The organism is Companilactobacillus nantensis DSM 16982 (assembly GCF_001435815.1).
In the GTDB taxonomy this organism is placed as follows: domain Bacteria; phylum Bacillota; class Bacilli; order Lactobacillales; family Lactobacillaceae; genus Companilactobacillus; species Companilactobacillus nantensis.
The window spans coordinates 77,284-101,183 of the sequence record NZ_AZFV01000004.1 but is presented as its reverse complement, the minus strand read 5'-3'; the positions used below and the strand labels follow the sequence as shown (position 1 = coordinate 101,183).

25 protein-coding genes are annotated in these 23,900 nt (G+C 38.7%); 22 read left to right on the top strand and 3 right to left on the bottom strand.

Features of this window, described 5'->3' with window-relative positions; translation table 11 throughout:
- The first annotated feature begins 260 nt into the window (after positions 1 to 260).
- From FD31_RS02860 to FD31_RS02845, 4 genes are all read left to right on the top strand, one after another.
- The gene (locus FD31_RS02860; RefSeq protein ID WP_057891258.1) at positions 261 to 2,759 is read left to right on the top strand and encodes an ATP-dependent Clp protease ATP-binding subunit; all 2,499 of its coding nucleotides are present in this window, start codon (positions 261 to 263) and stop codon (positions 2,757 to 2,759) included.
- 251 nt (positions 2,760 to 3,010) lie between these two features.
- Positions 3,011 to 6,619 carry a DNA-directed RNA polymerase subunit beta gene (gene rpoB, locus FD31_RS02855; protein ID WP_057891257.1) on the top strand — a complete coding sequence of 1,203 codons (3,609 nt, stop codon included), beginning with the start codon at positions 3,011 to 3,013 and terminating at the stop codon, positions 6,617 to 6,619.
- Between the two features lie 24 nt (positions 6,620 to 6,643).
- Positions 6,644 to 10,312 (top strand): DNA-directed RNA polymerase subunit beta', encoded by a 3,669-nt coding sequence (gene rpoC / locus FD31_RS02850; protein WP_057891256.1) that lies wholly within the window; start codon positions 6,644 to 6,646, stop codon positions 10,310 to 10,312.
- Between the two features lie 102 nt (positions 10,313 to 10,414).
- Positions 10,415 to 11,236, top strand: a complete 822-nt coding sequence (locus FD31_RS02845) for an alpha/beta hydrolase (RefSeq protein WP_057891255.1) — start codon at positions 10,415 to 10,417, stop codon at positions 11,234 to 11,236.
- A 2-nt stretch (positions 11,237 to 11,238) separates the two neighbouring features.
- Here FD31_RS02845 and FD31_RS14550 read toward each other — a convergent pair whose 3' ends face one another.
- Complete coding sequence (locus FD31_RS14550; protein WP_371862665.1) at positions 11,239 to 11,904, bottom strand: prepilin peptidase; 666 nt, start codon at positions 11,902 to 11,904, stop codon at positions 11,239 to 11,241.
- Between the two features lie 221 nt (positions 11,905 to 12,125).
- On the opposite strand from FD31_RS14550, the gene rpsL reads away from it, so the two are divergent.
- From rpsL to fusA, 3 genes are read left to right on the top strand one after another with little or no spacing between them, the layout of a single operon-like run.
- Positions 12,126 to 12,539 (top strand): 30S ribosomal protein S12, encoded by a 414-nt coding sequence (gene rpsL, locus FD31_RS02840; RefSeq protein WP_041501325.1) that lies wholly within the window; start codon positions 12,126 to 12,128, stop codon positions 12,537 to 12,539.
- A gap of 45 nt (positions 12,540 to 12,584) precedes the next feature.
- The gene (gene rpsG, locus FD31_RS02835) at positions 12,585 to 13,052 is read left to right on the top strand and encodes a 30S ribosomal protein S7 (protein ID WP_041501326.1); all 468 of its coding nucleotides are present in this window, start codon (positions 12,585 to 12,587) and stop codon (positions 13,050 to 13,052) included.
- Positions 13,053 to 13,098: 46 nt separating this feature from the next.
- Positions 13,099 to 15,195 (top strand): elongation factor G, encoded by a 2,097-nt coding sequence (gene fusA / locus FD31_RS02830; RefSeq protein WP_057891254.1) that lies wholly within the window; start codon positions 13,099 to 13,101, stop codon positions 15,193 to 15,195.
- Positions 15,196 to 15,391: 196 nt separating this feature from the next.
- On the opposite strand, the gene FD31_RS02825 is transcribed toward fusA, so the two are convergent.
- Both FD31_RS02825 and FD31_RS02820 read right to left on the bottom strand, forming a co-directional pair.
- The gene (locus FD31_RS02825) at positions 15,392 to 15,805 is read right to left on the bottom strand and encodes a GNAT family N-acetyltransferase (RefSeq protein ID WP_057891253.1); all 414 of its coding nucleotides are present in this window, start codon (positions 15,803 to 15,805) and stop codon (positions 15,392 to 15,394) included.
- A gap of 102 nt (positions 15,806 to 15,907) precedes the next feature.
- Positions 15,908 to 17,128, bottom strand: coding sequence for a CPBP family intramembrane glutamic endopeptidase (locus FD31_RS02820; protein WP_057891252.1), 1,221 nt, complete (start codon positions 17,126 to 17,128; stop codon positions 15,908 to 15,910).
- A gap of 286 nt (positions 17,129 to 17,414) precedes the next feature.
- Here FD31_RS02820 and rpsJ point away from each other — a divergent pair, with 286 nt between their 5' ends.
- From rpsJ to FD31_RS02745, 15 genes are read left to right on the top strand one after another with little or no spacing between them, the layout of a single operon-like run.
- Positions 17,415 to 17,723, top strand: coding sequence for a 30S ribosomal protein S10 (rpsJ, locus tag FD31_RS02815; RefSeq protein ID WP_010018513.1), 309 nt, complete (start codon positions 17,415 to 17,417; stop codon positions 17,721 to 17,723).
- Between the two features lie 31 nt (positions 17,724 to 17,754).
- On the top strand, positions 17,755 to 18,390 hold the full coding sequence (gene rplC / locus FD31_RS02810) for a 50S ribosomal protein L3 (protein ID WP_057891251.1): 636 nt from the start codon (positions 17,755 to 17,757) through the stop codon (positions 18,388 to 18,390).
- Positions 18,391 to 18,407: 17 nt separating this feature from the next.
- On the top strand, positions 18,408 to 19,031 hold the full coding sequence (gene rplD / locus FD31_RS02805) for a 50S ribosomal protein L4 (RefSeq protein WP_057891250.1): 624 nt from the start codon (positions 18,408 to 18,410) through the stop codon (positions 19,029 to 19,031).
- Complete coding sequence (gene rplW / locus FD31_RS02800) at positions 19,031 to 19,318, top strand: 50S ribosomal protein L23 (protein WP_041501332.1); 288 nt, start codon at positions 19,031 to 19,033, stop codon at positions 19,316 to 19,318. The genes rplD and rplW overlap by 1 nt, the downstream gene beginning before the upstream one ends.
- 16 nt (positions 19,319 to 19,334) lie before the next feature.
- A complete protein-coding gene (gene rplB, locus FD31_RS02795) occupies positions 19,335 to 20,168 on the top strand; it encodes a 50S ribosomal protein L2 (RefSeq protein WP_057891249.1) in 834 nt (277 codons plus the stop codon).
- Between the two features lie 34 nt (positions 20,169 to 20,202).
- Positions 20,203 to 20,484, top strand: a complete 282-nt coding sequence (gene rpsS, locus FD31_RS02790) for a 30S ribosomal protein S19 (RefSeq protein ID WP_057891248.1) — start codon at positions 20,203 to 20,205, stop codon at positions 20,482 to 20,484.
- A gap of 17 nt (positions 20,485 to 20,501) precedes the next feature.
- A complete protein-coding gene (gene rplV / locus FD31_RS02785) occupies positions 20,502 to 20,855 on the top strand; it encodes a 50S ribosomal protein L22 (protein WP_057866732.1) in 354 nt (117 codons plus the stop codon).
- Positions 20,856 to 20,872: 17 nt separating this feature from the next.
- Positions 20,873 to 21,550, top strand: a complete 678-nt coding sequence (gene rpsC, locus FD31_RS02780; RefSeq protein WP_057891247.1) for a 30S ribosomal protein S3 — start codon at positions 20,873 to 20,875, stop codon at positions 21,548 to 21,550.
- Positions 21,551 to 21,553: 3 nt separating this feature from the next.
- A complete protein-coding gene (rplP, locus tag FD31_RS02775) occupies positions 21,554 to 21,985 on the top strand; it encodes a 50S ribosomal protein L16 (protein ID WP_057891246.1) in 432 nt (143 codons plus the stop codon).
- Positions 21,975 to 22,169: a 50S ribosomal protein L29 gene (rpmC, locus tag FD31_RS02770; RefSeq protein WP_057891245.1), complete on the top strand. Its 195-nt coding sequence runs from the start codon at positions 21,975 to 21,977 to the stop codon at positions 22,167 to 22,169. Before rplP ends, rpmC begins: the two co-directional genes overlap by 11 nt.
- Before the next feature lie 22 nt (positions 22,170 to 22,191).
- Entirely contained in the window at positions 22,192 to 22,467 is a 276-nt protein-coding gene (rpsQ, locus tag FD31_RS02765) for a 30S ribosomal protein S17 (RefSeq protein ID WP_083483571.1), read from the top strand.
- Positions 22,468 to 22,496: 29 nt separating this feature from the next.
- Positions 22,497 to 22,865, top strand: coding sequence for a 50S ribosomal protein L14 (rplN, locus tag FD31_RS02760; protein ID WP_025084417.1), 369 nt, complete (start codon positions 22,497 to 22,499; stop codon positions 22,863 to 22,865).
- A 32-nt stretch (positions 22,866 to 22,897) separates the two neighbouring features.
- On the top strand, positions 22,898 to 23,140 hold the full coding sequence (gene rplX / locus FD31_RS02755) for a 50S ribosomal protein L24 (RefSeq protein WP_057891243.1): 243 nt from the start codon (positions 22,898 to 22,900) through the stop codon (positions 23,138 to 23,140).
- Positions 23,141 to 23,156: 16 nt separating this feature from the next.
- Positions 23,157 to 23,699, top strand: coding sequence for a 50S ribosomal protein L5 (gene rplE / locus FD31_RS02750; protein WP_057891242.1), 543 nt, complete (start codon positions 23,157 to 23,159; stop codon positions 23,697 to 23,699).
- Between the two features lie 15 nt (positions 23,700 to 23,714).
- Positions 23,715 to 23,900, top strand: a complete 186-nt coding sequence (locus FD31_RS02745; RefSeq protein WP_010018530.1) for a type Z 30S ribosomal protein S14 — start codon at positions 23,715 to 23,717, stop codon at positions 23,898 to 23,900.

Sequence of the window (23,900 nt, the reverse complement as noted above, 5' to 3'; positions counted from 1 at the left end):
TTTAGGTCGCTATGGGGACCGATTCGAGCCAAAAGGCGGTCCGCACAGCCAGTGACTATTTCTCGGTTCTGGAGACGGCATATTAAAAAAAACAGTCACATTTGTATATCTGTATTAAGTATATTAATTCCCGGAATGTGTTAGGATTCTAATTGAGAGCAATTATTTAATAAATTCAGCTAATAAGATAAATTAATTGCTTTTTTAGAAAACACAATTATACTTTCTAAACAGACACTTAAAAAGTAGAGGTAACATTAATGGACAAAGTATTTACCGAAAGCGCCAAGAATGCACTTGTTTTAGCCCAAGAGCAAGCTAAAACATTTCATCATAATGCTGTTGGAACTGAGCACATTTTGCTTGGTTTGGTTATGGAGAATGATGGTATCGCCGGTATTACTTTGAGGGATCTAGCTGTAAGTGATCAAGATGTTGAAGAGGAGATTGAACATCTTACTGGTTACGGCGATGTCTCATCTAATACTGCTAAGGGAATTTATCTACCTTATTCCCCTAAGGGACAACTAATTTTAAGCGATGCAGAGGAGACTTCTAACCTATATAAAGCCACTCGTATCGGTACTGAACATATTTTATTAGCCATTCTTGATGACACTGATAATTTAGCAAATCGTATTTTAGTTAATTTAGGATTAAGTTTAGCAAAAACTAAGTCATTGCTCTTAAGCAAGATGGGTATTTCTAACAAGGCTGCCCGCCGTGGTTTTGCTTCCAACTTAGCTTCTAAACAAAAGAAACAACAAGCTCAAGGTAACGGTGGTACACCAACCCTTGATTCATTAGCACGTGACTTAACAAAGATGGCTCAAGACAATCAGATTGACCCAGTTATTGGCCGTAAGTCTGAAGTTGAGAGAACTATCCAAATTTTAAGTCGTCGGACAAAGAACAATCCTGTTTTAGTTGGTGAACCTGGTGTTGGTAAAACCGCCATCGCTGAAGGCCTAGCTATTGCTATCGTGAAGAAGGAAGTTCCAATCGATATGCAAAACAAACGTATCATGATGCTTGATATGGGCTCATTAGTTGCCGGAACTAAGTATCGTGGTGAGTTTGAAGACCGTTTAAAGAAAATTATTGAAGAAATTTATCAAGACAAGCATGTCATCTTATTTATTGATGAATTACATACTTTGATTGGTGCTGGTGGAGCTGAAGGGGCTATTGATGCTTCTAACATTTTGAAACCAGCCTTGGCTCGTGGTGAATTGCAATTGATTGGTGCCACAACCTCAAATGAATATCAAAAGTACATTGAAAAAGATACAGCGCTTGAACGTCGTTTTGCCAAGGTTCATGTTGAAGAACCCAGTGCTGATGATTCTATCAAGATTTTGGAAGGACTTCGTCCAAGATATGAACAACACCATGGTTTGACGATTTCTGACGAAGCTGTTGAAGCTGCTGTTCGTTTCTCAACACGTTATTTAACAAACCGTTTCTTGCCAGATAAGGCAATTGACTTGATGGATGAGGCTTCTGCTAAAGTTCGTATCCATAATGTTTCGAAAAATAACAAGCTGGAAGAATTGACCGACCAATCAATGAAATTGTTGAGCGATAAAAACAATGCCATTCTTGATCAAGATTTCGAAAAAGCTGCCCAAATTCGTGAACAAGAACAAGACGTTCAAGAACAACTTAGCCAACTAAAGGATAAGAAGACTGCTTCTAATAAGAAACCAGTTGTTACAGCTGATGATATTGCGGAAGTTATCGCTCAATGGACAGGGGTTCCAGTTAAGCAAATTACTCGTAAAGAGAGTGAAAAGCTACTTAACCTCGAAAAAGAACTTCACAAGCGTGTTATTGGACAAGATAATGCTATCAGTGCTGTATCACGTGCTATCCGTCGTGCCAGAAGTGGTATGAAGGATCCAGAACGTCCAATTGGCTCGTTTATGTTCTTGGGACCTACTGGTGTAGGTAAGACCGAGTTGGCTAAGTCGATCGCGGAAGTTATGTTTGGTTCTGAAGACAATATGATTCGTGTCGATATGTCTGAATACATGGAACAATACAGTACTTCGAAATTGATTGGTTCAGCTCCTGGTTACGTCGGTTTTGATGAAGGTGGTCAACTAACTGAAAAAGTTAGAAACGAACCATATTCAGTTGTCTTACTCGATGAAGTTGAAAAAGCTCATCCAGATGTCTTTAACTTATTGTTGCAAGTATTGGATGATGGTATTTTAACTGATGCCAAGGGACGTAAAGTTGATTTTAGAAATACAATCATCATTATGACTTCTAACTTGGGTGCTCGTGCACTTGAAGAAGATAAGTCAGTCGGCTTCGGTGCTCGTGATGTTCACGACGATTACAAAGAGATGCAAGAACGAATCAATACTGAATTGAAGAAATTCTTCCGTCCTGAATTTTTGAACCGTGTTGACGAAACAATCGTCTTCAAGGCTTTGAACAAAGAACAACTCAAGTCAATTGCTAAGATTATGAGCAACAACTTGAGAAAACGCCTTGCTGAAAGAGAAATCAAATTGGTTATCTCACCAACAGCTTACAATGACCTAGTTAAAGATGGCTACAATCCAGAGTATGGTGCTCGTCCAATGAGAAGAACCATTCAAAGAGAGATTGAAGATCCAGTCAGTGAACAACTCTTAATGGGCAATGTTAAAGCTGGCGATTCAATCAAGGTTGGTTCGAAGAAAGGTAAGTTGACTGTGACAGTTGATAAACCTGAAGCAAAGAAAACACTAACTCATCAAAAGTAAGAGCTTGACTATTGACATGAATAGTGGTTAAGTGTATTATCTTTTTTGAGATTCAAAGTTCAAATCGCATATCACGATCTATTGTCCGTGGTTATGCTAAATAAAAAACACAAAAATAGATATTTGATTCTATTTTTGGTTTTTTTTTGCCTAAAATTAGGTTGAAAAACCGTTTTCATGCAAAATGTAATCAAATTGTAACATTGAGATTTGATTGTGATTTGAACAAATTAAATGTTGAGGTGAAAAATTTGACTTATCATAACGTTAATTATGGTGCACACCGTGTTCGTCGTAGTTATGCAAAGATCAAGGAAGTACTTCCACTGCCAAATTTGATTGACATCCAAACAAATTCTTATAAATGGTTCTTAGATGAAGGACTTAAGGATATGTTTGACGATATTATGCCAATTGATGATTTTGCGGGAAATCTTTCTTTGGAATACGTCGATTACAAGTTACTAGAACCAAAATATACTGTTGAAGAAGCTCGAGCACACGATGCTAACTTCTCAGCACCACTTCATGTAACTTTGAAATTGACTAATCATGAAACTGGTGAAATCAAGACCCAAGATGTTTTCTTCGGTGATTTCCCTATCATGACTGATGAAGGAACTTTCATCATCAACGGTGCTGAACGTGTTATTGTTTCTCAATTAGTACGTTCACCTGGTATTTATTACAATCAAGATACTGATAAAAATGGTCGTGTTAACTTTGGTACAACTGTTATCCCTAACCGTGGTGCTTGGTTGGAATATGAAACAGATGCTAAAGGCCTAGGCTATGTAAGAATCGATAGAACTAGAAAATTACCTATTTCTGAACTTGTTAGATCATTAGGATTTGGTGAAGATTCAGAGATTCTTGATATTTTCGGTGATAACGATACTTTGAACCTAACACTTGAAAAAGATGTTCACAAAGATACAAGTGATTCACGTGTTGAAGAAGCCTTGAAGGATATCTATGAACGACTCCGTCCCGGCGAACCAAAGACTGCAGATAGTTCTCGTTCATTACTATATGCTAGATTCTTTGACCCACGTCGTTACGATTTGGCTCCCGTTGGTCGTTACAAGATCAATAAGAAGTTAAACCTTAAGACAAGACTTATGAATAAGACTTTGGCTGAAACACTTGCTGATCCAGATACTGGTGAAGTTGTTTTAGCTAAGGATACATTGCTTGATCGTGATGCAATGAAGACTTTGACACCATATCTTGACCGTGATGACTTTAAGACTGTTACATTAGAACCTTCTGATGAAGGTGTCTTAACAGACCCTATCACTGTTCAAATTATCAAAGTTTACTCAGAAAATGATAACGAAAAAGTTGTTAACATGATTGGTAACGGTCATATTCCAGAAACAAACCGTACAATCACACCTGCCGATATCTTAGCTGGTATCAATTACTTCTTGAACCTTAAAGAAGGTATTGGTAACACTGATGATATTGATCACTTGGGTAACCGTCGTATTCGTTCTGTCGGTGAATTGCTACAAAACCAATTCCGTATTGGTCTATCACGTATGGAACGTGTTGTACGTGAAAGAATGTCAATTCAAGACTCAGCTACTGTTACACCTCAACAATTGATCAATATTAGACCTGTTGTTGCTTCAATTAAGGAATTCTTTGGTTCATCACAATTGTCACAATTCATGGATCAAACAAACCCACTTGGAGAACTAGAACACAAGCGTCGTCTATCAGCCCTTGGACCTGGTGGTTTGACTCGTGATCGTGCCGGATATGAAGTTCGTGATGTTCACTATACTCACTACGGTCGTATGTGTCCTATCGAAACTCCTGAAGGTCCTAATATCGGACTTATCAATAACTTGGCTTCATATGCCATCATCAACAAATATGGTTTCATCGAAACACCATATCGTCGTGTTTCATGGGATACACATAAAGTAACTGACAAGATCGATTACTTAACTGCTGATGAAGAAGATAACTATGTTGTTGCTCAAGCTAATACACCTTTGGAAGACGATGGTGCATTTAGAGACAGCAGTATTTTGGCTCGTCACAAGGATGACAATATTGAAACAACTCCAGAAAAAGTCGATTACATGGACGTTTCTCCTAAACAAGTAGTTTCTGTAGCTACTGCATGTATTCCTTTCTTGGAAAATGATGATTCAAACCGTGCCTTGATGGGTGCCAACATGCAACGTCAAGCTGTTCCATTGATCAATCCACATGCTCCATTAGTTGGTACTGGTATGGAATACATTGCTGCCCACGATTCTGGTGCTGCATTGTTAGCTGAACATGATGGTGTTGTTGAATTTGTTGATGCTAAGAAAGTTACTATCAAACGTGACGAAGATGGCACAACTGATGAATATAAAGTTACTAAGTTCCGTCGTTCAAATAATGGTAAGAGTTACAACCAAAGACCTATCGTTCGTAAGGATGAAAAGATCAAGAAGGGTGATATTATCGCCGATGGTCCAGCAATGGAAAATGGTGAATTAGCTCTTGGTCAAAACCCATTGATTGCCTTTATGACATGGAACATGTACAACTATGAAGATGCGATTGTACTTTCAGAAAAATTAGTGCGTGAAGATGCTTATACTTCAATTCATATTGAAGAATACGAATCAGAAGCACGTGATACAAAACTTGGACCTGAAGAAATCACACGTGAAATTCCTAACGTTGGTGAAGATTCATTGAAGGATCTTGACGAATTCGGAATTATCCGTATTGGTGCTGAAGTTCGTGATGGCGACATCTTAGTTGGTAAAGTTACACCTAAGGGTGTTACTGAATTATCAGCCGAAGAAAGATTGCTACATGCTATCTTTGGTGAAAAAGCTCGTGAAGTTCGTGATACTTCACTTCGTGTACCACATGGTGGTGGCGGTATTGTCCAAGACGTTAAGGTCTTCACTCGTGAAGCCGGTGACGAACTTGATCCTGGTGTTAACATGTTAGTTCGTGTTTACATTGCGCAAAAACGTAAGATTCAAGTTGGTGACAAGATGTCTGGTCGTCATGGTAACAAGGGTACTGTTTCAATCGTTGTACCAGAAGAAGACATGCCTTACATGCCAGATGGTACTCCAGTAGATATTCTCTTGAACCCAATGGGTGTTCCATCACGTATGAATATCGGACAAGTTCTTGATCTTCACTTGGGTATGGCTGCTAGAAAACTTGGCATCCACGTTTCAACACCTGTTTTCGATGGTGTACAAGATGACGAATTATGGGACATTGTTAAAGAAGCCGATATGGATACTGATGGTAAGTCAATCCTTTATGATGGCCGTACAGGTGAACCATTTAAGAACCGTGTTGCTGTTGGTGTCATGTACTACTTGAAACTAGCTCACATGGTTGATGATAAGATTCATGCTCGTTCAATCGGACCTTACTCACTAGTTACTCAACAACCACTTGGTGGTAAAGCACAATTTGGTGGACAGAGATTTGGTGAAATGGAAGTTTGGGCTCTTGAAGCTTATGGTGCCGCTTATACACTTCAAGAAATCTTGACATACAAGTCTGATGATGTTGTTGGACGTGTTAAGACATATGAAGCCATTGTTAAGGGTGAAAGTATTCCTAAGCCTGGTGTTCCTGAATCATTCCGTGTTCTTGTCAAAGAATTACAAGCTCTTGGACTAGACATGAAAGTTCTCGATTCACACAAGAAGGAAATCGAACTTAGAGATATGGATGATGATGAAGATACCGTAAGTATCGACGCTCTATCTAAGTTTGCTAAACAACAAGAACAAAAACGTGCTGAAGAGGAAGCTAAAAAGCTTGAAGCCTCAAAAGATTCAGCTGAATCAACTAGTACAAAATCAGAAAACTAGTCAAAACTTTAGGGAGGTTACCTTTTGATAGACGTTAATAAATTCGAAAGTATGCAAATTGGTTTAGCATCTCCGGACAAGATTCGTAGTTGGTCTTATGGAGAAGTTAAGAAACCAGAAACTATCAACTACCGTACTTTGAAACCAGAAAAAGATGGTCTATTCGATGAAAGAATTTTCGGACCAACTAAAGACTGGGAATGTGCCTGTGGTAAGTACAAACGTATCCGTTATAAGGGTATTGTCTGTGACCGCTGTGGTGTTGAAGTTACTCGTTCAAAAGTTCGTCGTGAACGTATGGCTCATATCGAATTGGCTGCCCCAGTATCACATATCTGGTACTTCAAGGGTATCCCATCACGTATGGGACTTGTTTTGGACATGAGTCCAAGAAACTTGGAAGAAGTAATCTACTTTGCATCATACGTAGTTATCGACCCAGGTGAAACAGATCTAGAAAAGAAACAACTTTTAACTGAAACAGAATACCGTAAGAAACGTGAAGAATTTGGTAACAAGTTCGTTGCTAAGATGGGTGCCGAAGGTATCCGTGATTTACTTAACCAAGTTGATATGGATTCAGAAGTTAAAGAATTACGTGAAGCCTTGAAGAGTGCTCAAGGTCAAAAACGTACACGTGCTATCAGACGTTTGGATATCTTAAGTGCCTTCCAAAAATCAGGTAACAAACCTGCTTGGATGGTAATGGAAGCAATTCCTGTTATCCCACCTGATTTACGTCCAATGGTTCAACTAGAAGGTGGCCGTTTCGCCACTTCTGATTTGAACGATTTGTACCGTCGTGTAATTAACCGTAATAACCGTTTGAAGAGATTGTTGGATCTACATGCTCCTAACATCATCGTTCAAAACGAAAAGAGAATGTTGCAAGAGGCTGTTGATGCCTTGATCGATAATGGTCGTCGTGGCCGTCCTGTTACAGGACCTGGTAACCGTCCATTGAAGTCACTTTCTCACATGCTTAAAGGTAAGCAAGGACGTTTCCGTCAAAACTTACTTGGTAAACGTGTTGATTATTCTGGACGTTCAGTTATTGATGTTGGACCTACATTGAAGTTCTATCAATGTGGACTTCCACGTGAAATGGCTTTGGAATTGTTCAAACCTTTCGTTATGCATGAACTTGTTAAACGTGAAATTGCTTCTAACGTTAAAAATGCTAGAAGAAAGATCGATCGTCAAGATGATGACATTTGGGATGTACTAGAAGACGTTATCAAAGAACGTCCAGTATTACTTAACCGTGCCCCTACACTTCACAGACTTGGTATTCAAGCCTTTGAACCTGTTTTGGTTGATGGTAAGTCAATGCGTTTGCACCCACTTGCTTGTGAAGCTTACAATGCCGATTTTGACGGGGATCAGATGGCTATCCACGTTCCTCTATCAGACGAAGCTCAAGCTGAAGCTCGTATGTTGATGCTTGCTGCTCACCATATTCTTGCTCCTAAAGATGGTAAGCCTATCGTTACTCCTTCACAGGATGTTGTTTTAGGTAACTACTATCTAACAATTGAAACAAGACATATGACTGGTGAAGGTAAGATCTTCAAGGATTCTAATGAAGTTCAAACAGCCCTATTGAATGGTGATATTCACTATCACACAAGAATTGGTATCGCTGTTAACTCAATGCCTAACAAACCATTCAAGGATAATCAAAGAGATAAGATCATGATTACTTCTGTTGGTAAAGTAATCTTTAACGAAATTCTTCCTGAAGATTTCCCATACTTGAATGAACCAACTGATGATAACTTGATGCACGGTGTTCCTGATAAATACTTCCTTGGCAAAGGTGAAGATATTAACAAACGTCTTGATGAAATGGATCTTATCGACCCATTGAAGAGTAGTTACTTATCAGATATCATTGCTCAAGTATTTAAGATTTACCGTGTTCAAAGAACATCTTCATTGCTTGATGATATGAAGGAATTAGGTTACACAATTTGTACACTTTCTGGTTTAACAGTCGGTGTTACTGATGTTCCTAACTTAACTCAAAAACCTGAAATCATCGAAAAAGCCCACAAACAAGTTGCTTCAATTTCTAAGCAATTCCGTCGTGGACTTATCACAGATGCTGAACGACATGATCGTGTTATTAGTGTTTGGAACGATACAAAGGATGAAATTCAACAATTGTTGATCGATTCATTTGATCCTACTAACCCTATCTCAATGATGTCTGATTCCGGTGCCCGTGGTAACATCTCAAACTTTACGCAACTAGCCGGTATGCGTGGACTTATGGCTGCCCCTAATGGTGGTATGATGGAAATCCCTGTTATTTCTAACTTCCGTGAAGGCCTATCTGTCATGGAAATGTTCATGTCAACCCACGGTGCCCGTAAAGGTATGACCGATACAGCCTTGAAGACAGCTAACTCAGGTTACTTGACTCGTCGTTTGGTTGATGTTGCGCAAGATGTTATTGTTCGTGAAGAAGATTGTGGTACTGACCGTGGACTTGTTGTAAGTTCAATCATGGAAGGTACAGATATGATCGAACCATTGTATGACAGACTTGTTGGTCGTTATACACAAAAGACTATTAAAGATCCTAAGACTGGCGACGTAATCGTACCTCGTGGTGTCTTGATGGATGAAACAATTGCTCAAAAGGTTGTTGATGCTGGTGTTACACACGTTACAATTCGTTCAGCATTCACATGTGATACAAAGCATGGTGTATGTAAGAAGTGTTACGGTCGTAACCTTGCTACTGGTGAAGAAGTTGAAATTGGTGAAGCAGTTGGTACTGTTGCTGCTCAATCAATCGGTGAACCAGGTACACAATTGACAATGAGAAACTTCCATACCGGTGGTGTTGCTGGTGGTGACGATATTACACAAGGACTTCCTCGTGTTCAAGAAATCGTTGAAGCTAGAAACCCTAAAGGTCTTGCTATTATTTCTGAAGTTGAGGGTACTGTTACTTCAATCGATGAAAATCAAGCAGAACACACTAAGGAAATTACTGTCGAAGGTGACATTGATTCTAGATCTTATAGTGTTCCTTATACATCAAGTGTTGCGGTTGCCGAAGGTGATCACGTTAAACGTGGTGGTAAGTTAACACAAGGTTCAATTGATCCTAAGGAATTGATTAAAGTTACAAACGTTCTACATACAGAAAACTACTTGCTTGCTGAAGTTCAAAAAGTTTACCGTATGCAGGGTGTTGATATTTCTGATAAGCACTTTGAGGTTATGGTTAGACAAATGCTCAGAAAGATCCGTATTCTTGATCCTGGTGATACAGATGTATTACCTGGTCAATTGATGGATATTGCTCAATTTACTGACCATAACCGTGAAACATTGTTCAATGGTGGTATTCCAGCTACTGGTCGCCCAGTACTTCTTGGTATCACTAAGGCTTCTCTTGAAACAAACAGTTTCTTGTCAGCCGCTTCCTTCCAGGAAACAACAAGAGTTCTTACTGACGCTTCAATTCGTGGTAAGAATGATCCACTTCTTGGACTTAAGGAAAATGTTATTATTGGTAAACTTATCCCTGCTGGTACAGGTATGGCTAAGTACAACCACATGGAACCTAAGAAAGTTGGTCCTATGGCAGATAACTCATTGAATGGTGCCTACACAATTTCTGACATCGAAGCTCAAATGAAAGCTGAAGATGCTGCTAAAGAAGAAAAGCATTAATCATAATTAAAAGACGACCCTCGGGTCGTCTTTTTTTGTATAATATGGAATAGTAAACAATCATTACTGTAAGTTAAGAAAAATAATTTGGGGGTTAAGATTTTGCAAAAACAAGAGTTAGCTTATCAAGATACCAAATTCAACTTGGATACATATTGGGTTGATCCAATTGCTGATTTTGGAGAACCAACACAACGTCCGTTGGCAATTATTTGCCCAGGCGGAGCTTTCAAGTTTCTGACAGACAGAGAGGCACAACCGATAGCCTTCAAATTTAACGCACTAGGCATGCATGCTTTAGTTTTGGACTATCAGTTAATTGATGATGAACATACGGTTTATCCGTTGGCATTACAAGAATTGGCTACGACTTTAAATTGGCTAAAAACACAAAGTGATGTCCATAATATTGATTTGAGCAAAGTTGTCTTAGTTGGATTTTCAGCTGGAAGTCACGTGGTGGCCAACTTTAATTCAATTATGTTGGACCCTGAACAGAGAACCAAAGTTTTCGCGGATGACTTGTTAGTTGAACCAGTAGCTAATGTCCTTTGTTATCCAGTAATTGATATGACAATTGGTTGGCCAAAAGAAGAAGATTGGGCAATGAAGATTGCTCCTGACATTTACTATTGGCAAGCACAAGAACATTTAACTGAACATGGTAAACCAACTTTCATTTGGCAAACAGTGACTGACGCAACGGTACCAGTGATGAACTCAATCATTTATGCACAAAAGATGGACATGCTGAATATTCCTTATGAAATGCACTTGTTTGGTTCAGGAGCCCATGGGTTGTCATTAGGAACTTATGTAACACAAAATCCGGGCAATGCGGACAACTTGAACGAGTACGATACGAAATGGTGGGAACTGTGCTTGAACTGGCTTAAACTTCAAAAGATTTTACCAAAGCAATAAGATTAATTATTTAATGACAAGATCAGATAGACGATACCCGTAGCCATGACAAGGTAGGGGATAAATCTAAATGATCTTTTTCTATTGAATAAATAAGTCATGATGCACAATAGGCAAGCCAATGTTAAAATCCACAAAGTTGTCATTAAACCTAATATAAGACTGAGTATTGCTAAAACCTCAATGTCGCCCAAACCAAATGTGTATTTTCGACTTATTAATAGAAGAATCAGGTAAGTTAGAATTGCGTTTGAGATGTGCAAGGGTGTTAGAAATAAAGTTGGAAATATTATGATATATGTTGCTGGATAAACGTAGCCGTAGTAAGCATCAGTAAATCCTAAGAGAACTAATCCGCAGAATAATGGTAGATAAGCATAGTCTCCTAAATAGATGAGAAGTAAGAACGTCAGACCACCGATAAATTCTAATAAGGGATGCCAAAAATTGATTTGATTTTTACAGCTTGAGCAATTACCATTAGTTATGAAATAACCTGCAATGGGGATAATTTCGAACCATCGTAAGATCCTACCGCAGTAATCACAATGTGATCGGCGCAAGACGTTGATCTGTGGATAATCATGTGCAATGACTTTTAGAAAGGAGATAATGCAAGCTCCTAGTATGAAAATAGTAAAGTATAGAAAGTATTTCAATTTAATCACCTCGATAAAGATTACGAGGAATTGTGGATAACTTTTTAGAAATGTTGCATTGACAGGGCATTTTTTAGATGGTATTCTAGTAGACGTGCTTTTATTGGCAGCAATATTAGTTTGTTTATTAAATATAAAGCTCAAAACGTACGCCACTCATGTGGTTTATTATTTTACAAAATTATGAACCACCTGGATGTGTGTACTTAAATTTTTAGGAGGAACTTTGAATGCCTACAATTAATCAATTAGTTCGCAAAGGCCGTAAGTCACAAACTTCTAAGTCCGATGCACCTGCATTGAACTACGGCTACAATAGTATGAAGAAAGTTGCCACAAAGAACCCAGCCCCACAAAAACGTGGTGTTGCAACTCGTGTCGGAACAATGACACCTAAGAAACCTAACTCTGCCCTACGTAAGTATGCCCGTGTTAGATTATCAAACCTTATTGAAGTAACAGCATATATCCCTGGTATTGGTCACAACCTACAAGAGCATAGTGTTGTCCTTGTCCGTGGTGGACGTGTAAAGGATTTACCTGGTGTTCGTTATCACGTTGTTCGTGGTGCCTTAGATACAGCCGGTGTTGATGGACGTATGCAAAGTCGTTCAAAATATGGTGCTAAGAGACCTAAGAAATAACATCAATTCAATTAAAGAAATAATGTAATAACGGAGGAATTTTTTATGCGTAAAGGTAGAGCTCCAAAACGTGATGTTTTGCCAGATCCAATGTACAACTCAAAGCTAGTAACTCGTTTGATTAACCACTTAATGTATGATGGTAAAAGAGGTACAGCTTCATCAATTCTATATCGTTCATTCGATATTATTAAGGAAAAGACAGGCAACGAACCATTGGACGTGTTTGAAGAAGCAATGAACAATGTTATGCCTGTTCTTGAAGTTAAGGCTCGCCGTATCGGTGGTTCTAACTATCAAATTCCTATCGAAGTTCGTCCAGACAGACGTACTACTTTAGGTCTTCGTTGGATTACAAGTTATGCTCGTCTACGTGGTGAACATACAATGGACCAACGTCTTGCAAATGAAATTATGGATGCAGCTAACAATACTGGTGCTGCTGTTAAGAAACGTGAAGATACACATAAGATGGCCGATGCTAACCGTGCATTCGCTCACTATCGCTGGTAGGATCTAGTTTTTAAACTAGTTAATTTGAGAGGAGAAACAATTTTTCATGGCTAATAAACGTGAATTTCCACTAGAAGAAACCAGAAATATTGGTATCATGGCCCATATTGATGCCGGTAAAACTACAACTACTGAACGTATCTTGTACTATACTGGTAAAATCCACAAAATTGGTGAAACACATGATGGTGCTTCACAAATGGACTGGATGGCTCAAGAACAAGAACGTGGTATTACTATTACATCAGCTGCTACAACTGCTGAATGGAAAGGTAACCGTATCAACATTATCGATACTCCCGGACACGTTGACTTCACAATCGAAGTTGAACGTTCTCTACGTGTGCTAGATGGTGCTATTACAGTTCTTGATGCTCAATCTGGTGTTGAACCACAAACTGAAAATGTTTGGCGTCAAGCTTCAACATACGGTGTTCCACGTATTGTTTTTGTTAACAAAATGGATAAAATCGGTGCTAACTTCGATTACTCAGTTGACACACTTCACGAAAGACTTCAAGCTAATGCGCATGCTGTTCAAATGCCTATTGGTGCCGAAGACAAATTCGAAGGTGTTATCGACTTGATCGAAATGAAAGCCGACCTTTATGATGAAGATGAATTAGGTACAAAGTGGGATACAGTGGATGTTCCTGACGAATACCGTGCTGAAGCAGAAAAGAAGCGTTCTGAATTAATCGAAGCTGTTGCCGATGTTGATGATGATATCATGGACAAGTACCTTGAAGGTGAAGAAATCAGCAACGATGAAATTCGTGCAGCTATCCGTAAGGCTACAATCAATTTGAAATTCTTCCCAGTTCTTGCAGGTTCTGCCTTCAAGAACAAGGGTGTTCAAATGTTGATGGATGCGGTTGTTGATTACCTACCATCACCACTTGATGTACGTCCTTATAAAGCTACAAACCCTAAGGATGATTCAGAAGTTGAACTTATGGCTGACGACAGCAAACCATTTGCTGGTCTAGCATTTAAGATTGCTACTGACCCATTCGTTGGACGTCTAACATACATTCGTGTATATAGAGGTTCACTAGAATCAGGTTCTTATGTCTTGAACTCAACAAAAGACAAACGTGAACGTGTTGGTCGTTTGCTACAAATGCACTCTAACCACCGTAAAGAAATTCCAGAAGTATTCTCAGGTGATATCGCTGCTGTTATCGGTTTGAAGAATACTACTACTGGTGATTCATTGACTGATGCATCAGATCCATTGGTTCTTGAATCATTGGATATTCCAGATCCAGTTATTCAAGTTTCTATCGAACCTAACTCAAAGGAAGATAGAGATAAGATGGATATTGCTATCCAAAAACTTTCTGAAGAAGATCCTACTTTCCAAGCTGAAACAAATCCTGAAACTGGTGAAACTCTTATCGCCGGAATGGGTGAATTGCACTTGGATATCATGGTCGACCGTATGAAACGTGAATTTAACGTTGCATGTAAGGTTGGTGAACCTCAAGTTGCTTACCGTGAAACATTTACTCAACAAGCTAGTGCTCAAGGTAAGTTCGTTCGTCAATCTGGTGGTAAAGGTCAATATGGTGATGTATGGGTTGAATTTACACCTAATGAAGAGGGTAAAGGCTTCGAATTCGAAGACGCTATCGTCGGTGGTGTTGTTCCACGTGAATACATTCCATCAGTTGAACAGGGTTTGAAGGAATCAATGGAAAATGGTGTTCTTGCCGGATATCCATTGATCGATGTTAAGGCTAAGTTATATGATGGTTCATATCACGAAGTCGATTCATCAGAAGCTGCCTTCAAGATTGCCGCTTCAATGGCACTACGTAATGCTTCTAAGGCCGCTGGTGCCGTAATTCTTGAACCTATTATGAAGGTTGAAATTGTTACACCAGAAGAATACCTTGGAGATGTTATGGGACAAGTTACTGCTCGTCGTGGACGTGTTGAAGGTATGGAAGCACGTGGTAATGCACAACTTATCAATGCTTTCGTTCCGCTTGCAGAAATGTTTGGTTACGCTACAACACTTCGTTCAGCAACTCAAGGTCGTGGTACATTTACAATGACAATGGATCACTACGAAAAGGTTCCTAAGTCAATTCAAGCTGAAATTATTAAGAAGAACGGTGGTAACCCTGAAGCTTAGTCTTTAGAGTGAAACCAATCAAAAAGAGAAGATCATTTGATCTTCTCTTTTTTTTGTACATTTTTTTAGTAGTCTTAATTAAATTCTTTACTAAAGGTTGAAAGAAGCAAAACATACTTTAAGTCTTTATATTCTAATCATTATTGACGAAAAAAAATCAACCCAAACAGTACCATCTCCACAGCATATTTAACTTTCAACCTTCAGATTCTTTATAAAAAGCAACTGTATTACCCTTATCGCAAGAGATAAAACCGAATTTTTCATAAAAATATCTGACGTTTGGGGCGTCCTCGGTTAATAATACTTTTTGCCTAATGTGAGGATACTTAGCCAGAACCATAGTCATAAGAGTAGTTCCTATCTTTTGATTTTGAAAATCAGGGTGGACTAAAATATCTTGAATATATAATATTGTATAGCCGTCGCCAACTGTTCTAATCAAACCAACTAATTTCTCGTCCTGCCAGGCAGTGATCACTAATAAGGAATTATCAATAGCTTTCGTTAAATTAGTCATTTCATTAGTATATGCAAACCATCCAACACTGGAATACAGTTGTTCCAAATCGTTTTTGCTTATTTTGTTATTTACTTGATACTTTATCATAGACGTAACTTCCTAATTTTTTTGTAATTAAGAGTCTATTCTCAATTTGTTAGTTATTTTGGAAAGCTTCCCTTAATAAATATTATCTAGACAGCGAGCTTTTTAGAATTTAATGCTATTACTTTTAAAATTAAATGACGTGTTTCTTCTATTATAAACGGCAACTAGTAAAAGAATGGCAACCAGGACGAATAATCCTGTCTCTAACACTGTTAAAATACTATCTGCAATAGTTACCTTACCAGACATTAATTCACCTGAGACACTAAAGACTAATGCATCAAGTAGGGTGTGGAAGATAACAGGTACATAGAAGAGATCGGTGTATAAATAAATCCCACACATTAATAATCCCATACCAAAAGCAAAGATGGCTTGATTGACCGTATTGGCTAGGCTCTGACCAGCTGAAACGTTACCTAAGTGAATTAAACCAAAACAGAGACTACTAATACCAGCGACGTAGAAAATTTGGTAACGAGTGTTTTGAAAAGCAACTAATAGAATGGTTAGGAAAGCATATCGAAATAATAACTCTTCTGCAATCCCAGCTTCCAGACCACTGAGCACGAATTGAGGTTTGAAGGCAATACCTGAGAAATTAAAAGTAAAGAATGATTTGAATAGACTATTACCACCGCCAAAAGCATTCCACATAATAAACCAAATGCTAATAAGTAATATAGGAATCATTACTTTGAGACTAGCTGCTTTAGAAAGACGCATTTTAGGCCAATCGTAATTCCAACGACGCATGATAACTAAAGTTAATACGAGAAACATTAAAGCACCCAGAAATGCAGAGTTAGTTAATAGGCCCATAAATGGATTGAAGTAAATAATTGTTCCATAAGTTACTAGACTTGATGCACCCATAGCAATTACTTCAAAAGTAAAGAAAATCGTGATTAACTGCAGTAGTTTGTTTCTAATCCTTCCATAGAAGACAATCATATATGGAATGTACATAACGAGCATTGAAACGAGCAACAGTCCAATTGAACTAGGTAAGTTCCAATTATATAAATGTGTCGTAACATTGATCAAATAATAGTATGATTCCGCAATGATAAAAACCTGGAAGAATAATTGAAAAATGAAATTCATCCGATCAAGAATTTTATCGGGGTTAGGTTTGATATACAAAGCTAACAAATTAAGGATGATAGGACCAAACAAATATAGATTCTTGGTCACAGCGCTGTAGCTGAAAATAAACAATGCATTCAGGATTACCTGGACCTTGAACAAAATAAAATAAAAATTGTCTTTATTATTTGTTGGAAACCTGTTATTATAACTAAATTCGAGATTATTATTCAATTCACACCTCCATGGTTTCTTTTAGAGTATAGATGAAAATCGTTTTTTAAGAAAGCGACTGACATTTAAAAAAATGCTTGATTTTACCTTGAAAATGTGGAGTTCATCGTGTAGTATTATAAGAGTGCTTATTTCATATAGAAGTATGTACCAAAGTGATATTAAAATAATATCGACGGTTTAGAAGTGAGAGGTTGCGACACACCCGGCCGCTTTGCCACGGCAGGGCTGGCGGATATTTTCACGGAGCCGGTCATCTTGAAAGAGATAAAAAGGAGGTAACCCCATGGCAAGTCAAAAGATTCGCATTCGTTTGAAGGCTTATGAACATCGTATTCTAGATCAATCAGCTGACAAAATTGTGGAAACAGCAAAGAGAACTGGAGCTCAAATTTCAGGTCCAATTCCATTGCCTACAGAACGTTCACTATATACAGTGTTAGCTTCACCACATAAGCACAAGGATTCTAGAGAGCAATTCGAAATGCGTACACATAAAAGACTTATCGACGTTGTTAACCCAACAAAGAAGACGGTTGATTCACTTATGAAGTTGGATCTACCATCTGGTGTTGACATTGAAATCAAATTATAATTATTAAAAATAAATTATTGGAGGTGCAAACATGGCCAGAAAAGGAATTCTTGGTAAAAAAGTCGGAATGACTCAAATTTTCACTGACAACGGTGAACTTGTTCCCGTAACAGTTGTTGAAGCAACACCAAACGTTGTTATGCAACTTAAGACAGTTGAAAATGATGGTTATGAGGCCGTTCAACTAGGTTTTGAAGATAGACGCGAAGTCTTATCAAACAAACCTGCCAAAGGTCATGCAGAAAAGGCAAATACAACTCCTAAACATTACATTCGCGAATTCCGCGATGTTGAAATGGGAGACTACGAATTAGGTGCCAACGTTACAGTTGATACATTTAATTCTGGTGATATTGTCGACGTTACAGGTACAACAAAGGGACACGGAATGCAAGGTAACATCAAGCGTTTTGGTCAAGCTAGAGGTCCAGAAACTCACGGTTCTAGATATCACCGTGTTGCTGGTTCAATGGGTGCCATCATTAACCGTGTATTCAAGGGTAAGATGCTTCCTGGTGTCATGGGTAACAACCGTGTTACTACACAAAACCTTGAAATCGTTAAAGTTGATACAGAACGTAATGCAATTATGATCAAGGGAAATGTTCCCGGTGCTAACAAATCATTAGTTAAAATTCAAACAGCTGTTAAAGCTAATCAAAAATAGGAAGGAGGAAATGAGTTATGACAAAAATCACAGCTTACAAAGATAACGGTGCTGAGAACGGTGCTGTTGAAGTAAAAGATGCAATCTTTGGTATCGAACCAAATGATAGTGTTGTTACAGATGCAGTCATCATGCAACGTGCATCAATGAGACAAGGTACTCATGATGTTAAGAACCGTTCCGAAGTACGTGGTGGTGGTAGAAAACCATGGCGTCAAAAGGGTACAGGACGTGCTCGTCAAGGTTCAATTAGATCACCTCAATGGGTAGGTGGTGGTGTCGTATTCGGCCCTACACCAAGATCTTATGCATATCACCTTCCTAAGAAGGTTAGCCGTTTGGCATTGAAGTCTGTACTTTCACAAAAGGCTGCTGACAGTAACGTAATCGTTATTGACTCAATTTCATACGACAAACCAAGTACAAAAGCTTTCGCACAATTACTAAATACAGTAGGTGCTGACAATAAAGCTCTTGTAGTTGTTGAAGATGGTAACAACAACGTTGCCCTATCAGCAAGAAACATTAACAACGTTAAAGTTGTTGCACCAGAAGGTGTTAACGTACTTGATGTTATTAATGCTAACAAGTTAGTTGTTACACAAGCAGCACTTTCTAAGATTGAGGAGGTGCTTGGATAATGAGCGCAAGAGACGTAATTATTCGCCCCGTTGTAACTGAAAGCTCAATGGATGCTATGAGCGACAAGAAATATACTTTCGATGTTGCCCTAGATGCTAACAAGGTTCTAGTTAGACAAGCCGTTGAAGAAGTTTTCGGTGTTAAAGTTAAACAAGTAAATATCATGAATGTTTCTGGTAAGAAGAAGCGCCAAGGTCGTTATGTTGGTTTTACAGCAAAACGTCGTAAGGCTATTGTTACTCTTACAGCAGATTCAGATGAAATTAAGATTTTTGACGAAGAATAAATAAGGAGGTCCAATAATGGCGATTATCAAGTATAAACCAACCACAAACGGTCGTCGTAATATGACAGGTTCTGACTTTTCAGAAATCACTAAGACAACTCCTGAAAAGACACTTCTAGAATCACAAAGCCATACAGCTGGTCGTAACTCATACGGTCATATTACAGTTCGTCACCGTGGTGGTGGACACAAACAAAAATACCGTGTTATTGATTTTAAACGTATCAAAGACGGTGTAAAGGCTACAGTTAAGTCAATTGAATATGATCCTAACCGTACTGCTAATATTGCACTTATTCACTATTCAGATGGTGTTAAATCATACATCTTAGCTCCAAAGGGTCTTGAAGTAGGACAAGTTATTCAATCTGGTAAAGATGCTGATATCAAACCAGGTAACGCACTAGTTCTTTCAGATATTCCTGTTGGTACAACAATCCACAACGTTGAATTGAAACCTGGTAAGGGTGGTCAAATCGGCCGTTCAGCTGGTACTTCAATCCAATTGCTTGGTAGAGATGGAAAGTATTCAATCTTACGTTTGCCTTCTGGTGAAGTTCGTTTGGTTCTTTCAACTTGCCGTGCATCAATTGGTTCAATTGGTAACGAACAACATGAACTTATTAAGATTGGTAAAGCTGGTCGTAAGCGCTGGTTAGGTATGAGACCTACAGTTCGTGGATCAGTAATGAACCCTAACGATCACCCACACGGTGGTGGTGAAGGTAAAGCTCCTATCGGTCATCCATCTCCTATGTCACCATGGGGTAAGAAGACTCTTGGTAAGAAAACTCGTTCAACTCATGCCAAATCTGAAAAGCTTATCGTTCGTCATAGAAAAGGTAAGTAGACTATTCATTAGAATAATATAAGGAGGACATAAGATGAGTCGTAGTTTAAAAAAAGGACCATTCGCTGATGCACACCTTCTAAAGAAGATCGAAGCACAAGCAGATTCTGACAAGAAGTCAGTTATCAAAACATGGTCAAGACGTTCAACAATTTTTCCTAGTTTCGTAGGATACACAATCGCAGTTCATGATGGACGTAAGCATGTTCCAGTTTATATCCAAGAAGATATGGTTGGACACAAATTAGGTGAATTCGTACCTACACGTACATTCCATGGTCACGCAACAGATGACAAGAAGACAGTAAAGAAATAAGAAGGGAGACTTAAATGATGGCAGAACAAGAAATTACATCTGCAACAGCTAAAGTTACTAACGTGCGTATCGCACCTCGTAAGGCTCGCCTTGTTATTGATCTAATCAGAGGCAAACAAGCTGCTGAAGCACTTGCAATTTTGCAATTCACACCTAGAGCAGGCTCTCCAATTATTGCTAAAGCTCTTAAGTCAGCAATTGCAAACGCAGAACATAACTTTGATTTAGATGCACAAAACCTTTACGTTAGCGAAGCTTTCGTAGACGAAGGACCAACTCTAAAACGTTTCCGTCCAAGAGCCAAAGGTTCAGCATCACCAATTAACAAGAGAACAAGTCACATTACAGTAGTTGTAAGTGAGAAAGAATAGTATAGGAGGTAACTTTAGTGGGTCAAAAGATTAATCCAGTCGGATTCCGTGTCGGTGTAATCCGTGACTGGGATGCCAAATGGTATGCAAACAACAAAGACTTTTCAACATTTTTACATGAAGATCTTAAGATTCGTAAGTATATTGAAGACAAACTTTCAAATGCTTCTGTCTCAAGAATCGAAATCGAACGTACTGCTAAGAACGTTACTGTTTCAATTCACACTGCTAAACCAGGTATGGTTATTGGTAAGGGTGGTTCTGAAGTTGAAAAACTACGTAACGAACTAAACAGTCTAACTAATAGAAACATTCACATCAACATCATCGAAATCAAGAAACCTGATCTAGATGCAAAACTTGTTGGTGAAAGTATCGCCCGTCAACTTGAAGCTCGTATTGCTTTCAGACGTGCACAACGTCAAGCAGTTCAACGTACAAGACGTGCCGGTGCTAAAGGTATCAAGGTACAAATTTCTGGTCGTTTAAACGGTGCCGATATGGCTCGTCGTGAATGGCATACAGAAGGAACTGTTCCTTTGCACACATTGCGTGCTGATATCGATTATGCTTGGGTTGAAGCAAAGACAACTTACGGTAATCTAGGTGTTAAGACTTGGATCTATCGTGGTGAAGTTCTTCCTGCTAAACCACAACACAACAACGAAACAAAAAATGAAGGGAAAGGAGAATAATCTATGCTAGTACCAAAACGTGTAAAACACCGTCGTGAATTCCGTGGAAAGATGCGCGGAGAAGCTAAAGGTGGAAAAGAAGTTACATTTGGTGAATATGGTTTGAGAGCACTTGACTCAAGCTGGATCACAAACAGACAAATCGAAGCATCTCGTGTTGCTATGACTCGTTACATGAAGCGTGGTGGTAAGGTTTGGATTAAAATCTTCCCTCATAAATCATACACTGCTAAGGGTGTAGGTGTTCGTATGGGTAATGGTAAAGGTGCTCCAGCTGGATGGGTAGCTCCAGTTAAACGCGAAAAGATTTTGTTTGAAATCGGTGGCGTTTCTGAAGAAGTTGCTCGTGAAGCTTTGAGACTTGCATCACACAAACTACCTGTAAGAACTAAGTTTGTAAAACGTGAGGAAGTAGGTGGCGCTGATGAAGGCTAATGAAATCAAAGAGCTAACTGCTGCTCAATTGCAAGACAAGGTTAAAGAATATAAAGAAGAACTATTCAACTTGCGTTTCCAACAAGCCACAGGCCAATTGGAAAACACAGCTCGTTTAAAGGCTGTAAGAAAGAACATTGCAAGATTAAGAACAGCTCAAAACCAAAAGAATAACGAAAAATAATAAACAGGAAGGGGACATCAAGTTGAGCGAAACACAAGAAACTCGTAACCGTCGTAAAGTATATCAAGGACGTGTTGTTTCAGATAAGATGGATCAAACAATCGTTGTAGTTGTTGAAACTACTAAACAACATCCAGTTTATGGCAAGCGTGTAAGATATTCTAAGAAGTATTACGTTCAAGACGATAACAATGAAGCAAAAGTTGGCGATGTTGTACGTATCATGGAAACTCGACCTTTGTCAAAGACAAAGCGCTTCCGTTTATTAGAAATCGTCGAAAAAGCAGTCACAATCTAGACTATAACTGATGAGAGGAGGGCCAAAACGTGATTCAACAAGAAAGTCGTCTAAAAGTTGCAGATAATTCTGGAGCTCGTGAAATTCTAACAATTAAAGTTCTTGGTGGTTCAAACCGCAAGACAGCTAATATCGGTGATATTATCGTTGCTACTGTTAAACAAGCAACACCAGGTGGCGTTGTTAAAAAGGGTGACGTTGTTAAAGCTGTTATCGTAAGAACTGTATCAGGTGCTCACCGTACAGATGGTTCTTACATCAGATTTGACGAAAACGCCGCAGTTATTATTAATGCTGATAAAACACCTAGAGGAACACGTATCTTCGGACCCGTTGCTCGTGAACTACGTGATAACGATTTTATGAAGATCGTATCCCTAGCACCAGAAGTGCTATAAAAAGAACAATTAAATTCAGGAGGTGCTGAACAGTGTTTGTAAAAACTGGAGACAATGTCAAAGTTATTGCTGGTGACGCTAAAGGCAAGACAGGCGTAGTTAAAAAAGCTATCCCTGCTGCTAACAAAGTTATCGTCGAAGGCGTTAACGTTGTAAAGAAACATTCAAAGGCAACCAGCGCTCAACCCCAAGGTGGAATTGTTGACGTTGAAAGACCTATTAGCGTAACTAACGTTAAAGTTGTAAGTAAAACAACTGATAAAGAAGATAAATAAGAAAGGAGAAAACTAAATGGTTAACGCATTAAAAGAAAAGTACGTTAGCGAAATCACACCATCAATGATGAAGAAGTTCAACTACTCATCAATCATGGAAACACCTAAAGTTGAAAAGATCGTTTTGAACATGGGTGTTGGTGACGCAATTGCTAACTCAAAGAATCTTGACGAAGCTGTTGAAGAATTAGGTTTGATTTCAGGTCAAAAACCTTTGATCACAAAAGCTAAGAAATCAATCGCTGGTTTCAGACTTCGTGAAGGTATGTCAATCGGTGCTAAGGTTACACTTCGTGGCGACCGCATGTATGACTTCCTTGACAAACTAATCAACATTGCTTTACCACGTGTTCGTGACTTCCGTGGTGTATCAACACGCTCATTTGATGGTCGTGGTAACTACACACTAGGTGTTAAAGAACAATTGGTTTTCCCAGAAATTGACTACGATAAGGTTAACAAGATTCGTGGATTGGACATCGTTATTGTTACAACTGCTAACACCGATGAAGAATCACGTGAACTATTAACTCAAATCGGTATGCCATTTACAAAATAATAGGAGGTAAATTCATTGGCTAAGAAATCACAAATCGTACGTAATCACAGACCCGCAAAGTTCTCATCACAAGCTTATACACGTTGCGAACGTTGTGGACGTCCACATTCCGTATATCGTAAATTTAAGCTTTGCCGACTTTGCCTTCGTCAATTGGCTCATGAAGGTCAAATCCCTGGTATGAAAAAAGCTAGCTGGTAA